The sequence below is a fragment of the Oribacterium sp. genome (assembly GCF_057249185.1).
Genome location: NZ_DBHIGR010000078.1, coordinates 1 through 9,596, shown reverse-complemented (window position 1 = coordinate 9,596; position 9,596 = coordinate 1). Strand labels below are relative to the sequence as shown.

Below are 9,596 nucleotides of genomic sequence, written 5' to 3'. Positions count from 1 at the left end.
CATCAGCACTATAAGATTTGTCTGGGTTCTCTCTTTTCTTAGTTCTTATTCGGACAATGCTCCAGCTTTCCTTTGGAATTGCATTGCAGTAAATCCTCCAGGCTATAGCGATTCACTACGGCATAGATGGCTTCGTCTATTTCCTTATATAAGGGAAAGGTGGGACAGCTGGCAGACCTTTCACAATTACTTCCCTCTTTCACACAATCCACAGGAGAGAGGGTTCCCTCCGCAGCATCTAAAATATCTCCCACGGAAATATCCTTTGCTTCCTTTAAAAGAAGATATCCTCCCTTGGCTCCCCGGACACTCTTTAAAAATCCGCCCTTCACCATCAGGGCGATAATCTGCTCTAAATATTTTACGGAAATTCCCTGTCGTTCCGCTACTTCTTTAATAGAAACGGGATTTCCTTTCTTTTCCTGTTCAGCTATATCAATCAGGGTACTTAAGGCATAACGGCCTTTGGTTGAAATCATCATATTCTTTTCCTCCATAGCTTTTTTATATCCTAGCATAGCACTGGGAGTTTTGACAAGTTTATTAAAAAAAGCAATGTTCAAGAGAATGGTTTTTTAGTAAAATGGCATTACTGATTTCACAAAAAGGAGAGCCTATGTCTAAAATTGATTTTGCCATAAACGAAGAAGGAAAAAGAATTTCTATTCTTTCCGATAAAATTAACCGTCACGGATTTATAGCCGGAGCAACGGGAACAGGTAAGACGGTAAGCTTAAAAGTTTTAGCGGAAAAGTTTTCTTCCCTGGGAATTCCGGTGTTTCTATCCGATGTAAAGGGAGACTTATCCGGTCTATTAAAGCCGGGAGAAGCCAAAGAAGGAATTGAAAAGAGAAGAGAAGAATGCAAGCTTACGGAAGAAGAATTCCGTTATCAGGGATTCCCTGTGGAGCTTTTTGCCCTATCCAAAGAGGAGGGGATTCCTCTTCGCTGTACGATTTCGGAGATGGGTCCCTTACTCTTAAGTCGAGTGCTGAATTGCACGGATGTACAGAGTGATATTTTGCGCGTGGTCTTTAGGATTGCGGATGAGGAAGGGCTTTTGCTGATTGACACCAAGGATCTTCGCTCCGTATTGCAGTATGTGGCGGAAAACAGTAAGGAGTACAGTACTTCCTTTGGAAATCTTCCTACCCAGAGTTTAAATGCCTTAATCCGTTCCGTAGTAGCCTTGGAAGAGGCGGGAGGAAAGGAATTCTTTGGAGAGCCTGCTTTGGATGTAAAGGATTTCTTCAGGCAGAATGAGAAGGGACAGGGGATTATCCATATTTTTAATGCCAAGAGAATTATGGGAGAGCCGAAGCTGTATTCCACCTTCCTGCTTTACCTTTTATCGGAGCTTTATGAGCTGCTTCCGGAGGTTGGGGATTTGGAGAAGCCCCGCTTTGTCTTTTTCTTTGATGAAGCCCATCTCCTTTTTGATGATGCTCCCAAGGCTTTATTGGAAAAATTAAATCAAATCACCCGTTTGATTCGAAGCAAGGGGGTAGGAATTTATTACATTACCCAAAGTCCTTCGGATATCCCGGATGCCATCTTGGCTCAGTGCGGAAATAAGATTCAGCATGGCTTAAGAGCCTATACTCCAGCAGAACGTAAGAAAATTCGTGCGGCAGCAGACAGCTTCCGGGAAAATCCTGCATTTTCCTCCGAGGAGGTACTGGAGAATCTGGGGACAGGAGAGGCTTTGATTTCCTGCTTAGAGGAAGATGGAAGCCCTGCCATAGTGGAAAAGGCTAAGATTTTCCCGCCCCAGTCTTATCTGGGAGAGGCAAGCCCGGAGGAGCAGGATAGAGCTATCAAAGCGTCAAGCCTCTATATTCGCTATGGAGAGGCAGTGGACCGGGATTCCGCCTATGAATTCTTGCATAGAAAGGGAAAGGAAGAGCAGGAGCGTTTCCAGAAGGAATTAGAAGAAAAAGAAGCAGAGAAAAACCGTCTTCTTCAGGAAAAGGCGGAGGAGAAGGAAAGAGCTAAGCAGGAGAAAGAAGAGGAGAGAGTCCAAAGACTTAAGGAAAAGGAAGAAGAAAAGGAACGCCTTCGTCAGGAACGGGAAATGGAAAAAGAAAGATCCAAGCAAAAGACCGTAATGAAATCCGTAGGACGCTCCGTTTCCGGCTCCATAGGCCGGGAAATTGGCTCCGGCATCGGAAAATCCGTCTTTGGAAAAGGCTTGGGAAGACGACTGGGTGGAAATATCGGTGCTGCCTTTGGAAGAGGCATCCTGGAAACCCTCTTTGGGAAATAAGGGGTGATGTAGTACCCACGGGCTCAGATTACCCCTTATTCCGGACCTATATGCACAAAAATTGTATTCGTTTATTTTTACATTGCTCCTGTATCCATAGGAACAAAGAGGCTCACACAGGCCAGAGCCACCATCAGGACGATATCTACCCATAAGAGGGGAGAGGAAAAGAATTGCTTTAAGGAAAGGGAGTGTTCCTTTTCGTATTGTCTGTCTTCTGCCAAGTCTTTTCTAGTTTTTACAACATAGTAGATGCCATATCCCAAACCGGCAAGAAGGAATAGACTGTAGATACCCTGAATCAGAGTTGAACCCTGAGACAGGTTGTTTACCACAATGGCCAAAAGGTTATTACTGAAATGCAGTAGGATGGAATAGGGAAGGCCGTAACGATCTCTGATGAAGAAGAGAATAAGGCCCATACTGAAGGCCGGTGCAAATTGCAGGAAATTGCTGTGCATTAAAGCAAAGAAAAATGCGGTGTAAAAAGCTGCAAAATATTTTCCGTAGGAACGGAAACGACGATAAAAGATTCCGCGAAAAACCAGTTCTTCCATAAGGGGAGCCACCAAAATCGTATAAAACAGCATAGGAGCATTCGTCAGGCTCCCCCCTCTTGCCGCTTCTTCGGAAAAAGATAAGTTTAATCCAAGCTTGGTAAAGAGCGTCATAATCGGGATATTTATGATTCCTCCTATCCACTGGGCGGCTTGGAAAAGCATAAAATAATGCAGAAAAGACAGGACACTAAAGCTTGGTTTTTCCGGACCTGGCTCTGTGACTGTTTCTTTAGGAAAGATATTGTCCAAAAGACAATAGCTGATAATAACGGAAATGACCATGCAGATATATTGGTCGGATAGTAAAGGAATCTTTGTTAAGGGTAAAAGGAGAACCAAAAGTACGGCTAAAATCTGCACCGACAACACATATAACAAAAGGGCTAAGGCGCTCTTATTTAAATCTCTTTTGATTTCTAATAAATTCATTATATCTCCATTTCTATTTGTGTAATTTAAATTCTTCCAATTTTTTCTAAGTTCTTTTAATTCCTTTTACTTCTATAAATCCTTTTTGCGGCTCCTTATATTGTTGCTTCTTATATCGTTGCTTCTTATCTTTCTTCTGTTCTTTTCTTCCGAATAGCGATACAATAAAAACTCTCGATGGAAGTTGGAAAATAAGAATAAAGCAGAGTCAGGACTTTTCTACTATACAAGAAAAATAATACTTCCGCAAATTAATTTAAGGATTTGGAACAGCATAAAGTTTCATAATGAGATGCATCGGCAAAAAAAGATTTAATAAAGAAGGAAAAAATGAAAAAGTGGTATGTATACGGTAAAAAGGCAGATTTTCAGGAGTTGGGAGAGAAATTATCTCTGGATCCGGTTTTGGTTCGCATTCTTCGGAATCGAGATTTAACAACAGAAGAAGAAATGCGGAATTTTTTAGAGGGAGAAGAGATTCCCTCTCCTCTTTTCTTGCCGGACAGTATTCGTTTTTTAAATCGCCTGGAGCGAGCCATGAAAGAGGGAGAAAAAGTTCGGGTTGTAGGGGACTATGATGTGGACGGTGTTTGTGCTTCTACCATATTGGCGAAGGCACTTTCCCTATTTTTCTCCAAAGAGCAGCTTTCCGTGGTCATTCCCCATAGAATTTTAGATGGCTACGGGATTAACGAGCAGATTATCGAGGAGGCAAAGGCAGAGGGAATTTCCCTTCTGATTACCTGTGACAACGGCATTTCCGCATTTTCCGCCATGGAGAAAGCAAAGTCCTACGGTATGGATGTACTGCTTACGGATCATCATGATTTACGAAGAGATGAGGAAGGAAAGAAAAGGATTCCGGAAGCCTTTGCCGTGGTGAATCCCAAAAGAGAGGGCAGTAAGTATCCTAATGAAGAAATCTGCGGAGCCATGGTTTGCTATCTTCTTATGAAAATGCTTTTGGAAAAACGGCAAAAGGGCTTGGAGCTTTTGGAGGAGCTGGCTTGCTTTGCCGGTATTGCTACGGTTTGTGATGTGATGCCTTTACAAAAAGAAAATCGTGTTATCGTAAAGTATTGCCTGACTCATTTGCAAAAGACTCAAAATATCGGAATGCAGGCGCTTCTAAAGCAGTGTCATATCTTGCCGGAGCAGGAAATTTCCTCCTATACACTCGGTTTTCAAATCGGTCCCTGCATCAATGCGGGAGGTCGTCTGGAAAGTGCTATGCTGGCACTCTCTCTTTTTCTGGAGGAGAATGAAGGCAAGGCCGAGGAAAAGGCGGCTCACTTACTGGTCTTAAATGAAGAACGAAAGGAAATGACGAAAAAAGGGGTGGAAGAAGCCAAGGCGCTGGCGGAACAGGAAGGAGATGTGCCGCTGCTGTTTTTGGTGCTTCCCGATTTGCACGAAAGCCTTGCGGGAATCGTGGCGGGGCGGATACGGGAAGCCTTTTATCGTCCCTGCTTTATCCTTACCAACGGGGAGGACGGAAGCTGTAAAGCCTCCGGACGCTCCATTCCCGGCTATCCTATGGCAGAACGGCTGGAGGAACAAAAGGAACTGCTTTTACGTTTCGGAGGTCATCCCATGGCAGCAGGATTTTCCGTTGCCAAGGAAAATGTTCCCGGGCTAAAAAAAGCTCTTCTGCAAAATGCAAAGCTTCAGGCGGAGGATTTGGAGGAGAAGGTCTGGATTGATGTGGTTCTACCTTTCTCCTATCTAAAAGAAGACTTTGTTCGTTCCTTGTCCCGCTTGGAACCCTTCGGTAGAGGAAATGAAAAGCCTGCCTTTGCCCAGAAGAATGTTTTGCTAAAGGATTTTAAAATTGTGGGAAAAAACAAAAATGCCATCAAATTATATCTGGAAGATGAACAAGGTACACGAGTGGAAGGAGTACTCTTTGAGGATGGAGAAAAATTTTTGAACAAAAAATCTAGTCGAAATAGATTTAATCTGTTATACTATCCAAAGATTCAGGTGTACAACAACATAAAGCAACTTCAAGTGGTGGTTTCTGAGTATTTTTGGAAAGAAGATTAAGGAATATTCAGATGAAAAGGAGGCGTGAATGATCAAAGAAATCATGAATTTTATTCAAGAACATGACCCTGAGGTGGGGAAGGGAATCTGGGAAGAGTATGAAAGACAGCAAAACAACATCGAGTTGATTGCTTCTGAAAATATTGTTTCCACTACTGCAATGTTAGCTATGGGAACCGTATTAACCAACAAGTATGCGGAGGGATATCCCGGAAAGCGTTATTACGGAGGCTGTGAAGCCGTAGACGTAGTAGAAACTATTGCTATCGAAAGAGCGAAGGAATTATTCCAATGTGAATATGCAAACGTTCAACCCCACTCCGGTGCACAAGCCAATATGGCAGTTACCATGGCAATCTGTAAGCCCGGAGACAAGATTATGGGTATGAGCTTGGATGCCGGCGGACATTTAACCCATGGTTCACCCGTAAACTTCTCAGGACTTTACTTCAATATCATTCCTTACGGAATTACCAAAGAAGGCTATATTGACTATGATGCGGTAATGGAGCAGGCTTTAAAAGAGAAGCCGAAGATGATTATTGCCGGAGCTTCTGCTTATCCAAGAGTCATTGATTTTAAGCGTTTCCGTGAGATTGCCGATGCTTGTGGAGCTATCCTTTTTGTAGATATGGCGCACATTGCTGGTCTTGTTGCTGCAGGCGTGCACCCAAGCCCGATTCCTTATGCTCATGTTACTACCACAACTACCCATAAGACTTTAAGAGGACCTCGTGGCGGATTGATTTTATCCAGCAAAGAAGTGGCAGAGCAGTACAACTTCAATAAGTTCGTATTCCCCGGTGTGCAAGGCGGACCTTTAGAGCACGTCATTGCTTCTAAAGCAGTTTGCTTTGGAGAAGCTTTAAAGCCGGAGTATAAAGAATATCAGCAGCAGGTAGCGAAGAATGCGAAGGCATTGGCTGCAGCTATGATGGACAAGGGATTCCAGCTGGTATCCGGCGGAACAGAGAACCACTTAATGCTGGTGGATTTAACCAACTTCCAGGATGTTACCGGAAAGTTCCTGCAGAATGCTTGTGATGAAGTGCATATCACACTAAATAAGAATGCAATTCCCAATGATCCCCGTTCTCCATTCTTAACCTCCGGTGTAAGAATCGGAACTCCTGCAGTAACTGTTCGCGGTTTCAAAGAAGAGGATATGAAGGAAATTGCAGAATGCCTTTACAAAGTAGCTACAGACTTCGAAAGCAGCAAGGAAGAAGTAGCAAGAAGAGTAAGAGCATTAACCGATGCACATCCTATTTATGAAGGAAAATAATACAGCTTTACTTTAAAAAATAAAGAAAGCAATTCATACGAAGAGCCGTTCTGCATTATGCAGCGGCTCTTCTTTTACTTGCATTTTTTTAAGGTAAAGCATATGATAAGCTGGAAATTTTCAATGGAACGAAAACAAGAGCCTTTGGGCTTTTATAAAACAAGGAGGGAAAATGGCAGCGGTTTCCGTGATATTTCCGGTGTTCTTCCTATTATTTTTGGGAGGTCACGCCAGAAGAAGAGCTTGGATTAGCCACGAACAAAATGAGGGAGCAAAAAGAATTGCGTTGGATATCTTGTTTCCTTTCCTGATTTATCAGGTTATGGTGGAAACAAATCTGGAAAAAGGCGTATTTTTACAAATCATATTTCTGATTTTTATCTGGATGCTGGTTTACTTTCTGGGAGGACGACTTTCCAAGCTTTTACCGGCAGAATTTCAGGAAATTGCTCCCTTCCTTTGCTTGACCTGCGAAGGCGGGGCAGTGGCACTTCCCTTGTATATCAGCGTGGTGGGAAAGAGCTATACCGCCAATTTGATTCCCTTTGATATCGCGGGAATACTGATTAACTTTATCTTTGTGCCTATGATTCTCATGAACAAAAGTATAGGAGAACGGAAGCTTTTGCCCTTTGCCAAGAAAATATTTACCAGCTCCTTTATTCTTGCGGTACTTTTCGGAGTAATCATGAATGCCAGCGGCTTGCATCAAGTCCTTATGCAAAATGCAGGTTTAAAGGCTGTCTTTGACAATACCATGGAGGCGCTGACCGTTCCTATCGGCTCTCTGATATTGTTTAGCCTGGGCTACAGTATGAGACTGCACAAGGGATTTTTAGCGTCTCTGTTTACTTTGGCAGGAATCCGCCTTCTGTTTTGCGGAAGCATTATTCTGTTGTTCTTCCTGCTTTTCAAGGAGCAAATGCAGAATCGAATTTTTTCCTTCGGTGTTATTCTGTATTTCCTTTGTCCTACAGGATTTCCTGTACCTTTACAGATTAAAGGACTTTTACAAAAGGAGGAACAGGAGGAATTCGTTTCCGCCTTTATTTCCCTATTTTTACTGATTGCTCTTGCCGCCTATGCCCTTTTGGTTTTATTCTATCCGATAGTGTAGAAGCTTGGAGGACGCTGCGTATGGGGGAAGAATAGAATTCTTCTAAAGGAAAGGGCAAATACTGAAATCGGTAAAAGCCGAAAGATTAGGTAAAAAGCCGAAAGCTTAGGTAAAAAGGCGATATAAAAGCATATGTTTTTAAATGGTGATTTTGAAAGGAGATTTTTATGGAAATGAACAATAGCCCATGGCCGGGAAGACCGGGAGTGATTCCGGTAACCAGTGGTAATGCAGAGGATGCCAACCGCTATAACAGAGCCTACCTGGATCGAATCCATGTAGAAATGCGGGTGATTGACAGTACTGAGGTTTCCTTGGAGAAGGAGATTTTTGGAAAGAAATATGCCTCCCCGATTATGATGCCGGCATTTTCCCACTTGAACAAGGTGCTGGAAAATGGAAGAACGCCTATGGAGGAGTATGCTTTAGCGGCAAAGGAATTAAATGCGCTCAACTGGGTAGGGATGGAAGACAATGAAGATTATGGCAAGATTGTTGCTAAAAATCCCGATACAGTGCGGATTATCAAGCCCTTTGCGGATCATGGAAGAATACGGGAGGAAATAGATTTTGCTAGAGAGCAGGGATCTTTGGCAGTGGGAATCGACATTGATCACGTGCCGGGAACAGACGGCCGTTACGATGTGGTAGACGGAATTCCTATGGGGCCGGTGTTTAGCAAGGATTTAGCAGACTTTGTAGCCTATGCCAAGCTACCCTTTGTGGCAAAGGGCGTGCTTTCCGTTCAGGATGCACTGAAGGCCAAGGAAGCAGGCTGTGCCGCCATCGTGGTTTCCCACCATCATGGCAGACTTCCCTTCGGCATTGCTCCTCTACAGATTTTACCGAAAATCAAGGAGGCTTTACAGGATAGTAAGATGCAGATCTTCGTGGATTGCAGTATGGATACCGGCTATGATGCCTATAAGGCCTTGGCTTTAGGGGCAGATGCGGTTTCCGTAGGGCGGGGAATTCTGCAACCCCTCCTTTCCCATGGGGCGGAGGGAGTGATTTCCAAGGTGGAAAATATGCAGGAGGAGCTTCGGGAAATGATGATGTATACCGGAGTGAAGGACTGCGATTCCTTTGATGCCGGTGTTCTGTATCTTTGCTAGTAAGGAGAAAAACGGGAAGCAATCAAATAGCTTTAGTATGGAAAAGCTAAAATGGGAAATGCAAATTCTCTAAATAGATCAGCGAAAAAGAGAAATGGAAATTTCCGGAATAGATAAGCGAAAATAGAAAGGGTAAGGGATGGAAAAAAAGACCGGAGAAAAGGGATTAATGCTGGGGCATTTTGTTTTGTTACTGCTGGAGTGCATCGTTGTATTGCACGGACTGCAGGATGACGGACTGGGAACCTTTCGTTTCTATACGACCGATTCCAACCTGCTTTGCGGAATCAGTTCAGCGTTTATGCTCTTTTTCCTTTTACAAAGAAAAAATCAAGAGGGAAAGGGTGTACTCAGTAAGGCCTTACAAGGAAAAGGAGAAAGCTGGACATTTCCTCCTTCCCTTTCCCTTTTCCGCTATATTTCTTCCGTATGCCTGGCATTGACCTTCTTCGTGGTGCTTTTAGTGCTTGGACCGGAAAACGGATTTGCCCATGAATTTTTGGATGGAACAAGATTTTTCAGCCACTTGCTTTGTCCCTTCCTTTCCATTTTTCTTTTTCTCTTTATGGAAGAGAAGCGAGTCCTTCCTGTATCGGCCATAGGAAAGGCGCTGGGAGTAACATTGCTGTATGCCATCCCTCTTTTGATTTTAAATGGGATTGGTCTGGTTTCCGGTCCTTACAGCTTTCTGAAAATCCGAGAGCAGTCTGTAGGAAAAACCATCTTCTGGATTATAGCGATTTTGCTTGGCAATGCACTGCTTGCTCTGGCTTTACAG

Annotated in this window: 8 protein-coding genes; 6 read left to right on the top strand and 2 right to left on the bottom strand. The window is 43.4% G+C overall.

The genetic code is table 11. From position 1 onward, the window contains the following. Positions 1-38: 38 nt before the first annotated feature. On the bottom strand, positions 39-482 hold the full coding sequence (locus ACO4PX_RS05855) for an RrF2 family transcriptional regulator (RefSeq protein ID WP_485571963.1): 444 nt from the start codon (positions 480-482) through the stop codon (positions 39-41). Between the two features lie 134 nt (positions 483-616). Here ACO4PX_RS05855 and ACO4PX_RS05850 point away from each other — a divergent pair, with 134 nt between their 5' ends. Then, a complete protein-coding gene (locus ACO4PX_RS05850) occupies positions 617-2,266 on the top strand; it encodes a helicase HerA-like domain-containing protein (protein ID WP_485571962.1) in 1,650 nt (549 codons plus the stop codon). 77 nt (positions 2,267-2,343) lie between these two features. Here the strand turns inward: ACO4PX_RS05850 and ACO4PX_RS05845 are convergent, their stop codons facing one another. Further along, positions 2,344-3,255, bottom strand: coding sequence for a CPBP family intramembrane glutamic endopeptidase (locus tag ACO4PX_RS05845; RefSeq protein WP_485571961.1), 912 nt, complete (start codon positions 3,253-3,255; stop codon positions 2,344-2,346). A gap of 330 nt (positions 3,256-3,585) precedes the next feature. On the opposite strand from ACO4PX_RS05845, the gene recJ reads away from it, so the two are divergent. The 5 genes from recJ to ACO4PX_RS05820 form a co-directional block, all read left to right on the top strand. After that, on the top strand, positions 3,586-5,301 hold the full coding sequence (recJ, locus tag ACO4PX_RS05840) for a single-stranded-DNA-specific exonuclease RecJ (RefSeq protein ID WP_485571960.1): 1,716 nt from the start codon (positions 3,586-3,588) through the stop codon (positions 5,299-5,301). 28 nt (positions 5,302-5,329) lie between these two features. Then, entirely contained in the window at positions 5,330-6,586 is a 1,257-nt protein-coding gene (locus ACO4PX_RS05835) for a serine hydroxymethyltransferase (RefSeq protein ID WP_485571959.1), read from the top strand. 172 nt (positions 6,587-6,758) lie between these two features. After that, positions 6,759-7,703, top strand: coding sequence for an AEC family transporter (locus tag ACO4PX_RS05830; protein WP_472450773.1), 945 nt, complete (start codon positions 6,759-6,761; stop codon positions 7,701-7,703). A 167-nt stretch (positions 7,704-7,870) separates the two neighbouring features. Next, positions 7,871-8,818: an alpha-hydroxy-acid oxidizing protein gene (locus ACO4PX_RS05825; RefSeq protein ID WP_485571958.1), complete on the top strand. Its 948-nt coding sequence runs from the start codon at positions 7,871-7,873 to the stop codon at positions 8,816-8,818. 139 nt (positions 8,819-8,957) lie between these two features. Further along, positions 8,958-9,596 (top strand): hypothetical protein (locus ACO4PX_RS05820; protein WP_485571957.1); only part of this gene is annotated, 639 nt, incomplete at its 3' end.

Bases quoted from the DNA above. Each gene is read 5' to 3' on its own strand.
- ACO4PX_RS05835 (WP_485571959.1), top strand. From the start codon at position 5,330: ATGATCAAAGAAATCATGAATTTTATTCAAGAACATGACCCTGAGGTG.
- ACO4PX_RS05855 (WP_485571963.1), bottom strand. From the start codon at position 482: ATGATGATTTCAACCAAAGGCCGTTATGCCTTAAGTACCCTGATTGAT.
- ACO4PX_RS05850 (WP_485571962.1), top strand. From the start codon at position 617: ATGTCTAAAATTGATTTTGCCATAAACGAAGAAGGAAAAAGAATTTCT.
- ACO4PX_RS05845 (WP_485571961.1), bottom strand. From the start codon at position 3,255: ATGAATTTATTAGAAATCAAAAGAGATTTAAATAAGAGCGCCTTAGCC.
- recJ (WP_485571960.1), top strand. From the start codon at position 3,586: ATGAAAAAGTGGTATGTATACGGTAAAAAGGCAGATTTTCAGGAGTTG.
- ACO4PX_RS05830 (WP_472450773.1), top strand. From the start codon at position 6,759: ATGGCAGCGGTTTCCGTGATATTTCCGGTGTTCTTCCTATTATTTTTG.
- ACO4PX_RS05825 (WP_485571958.1), top strand. From the start codon at position 7,871: ATGGAAATGAACAATAGCCCATGGCCGGGAAGACCGGGAGTGATTCCG.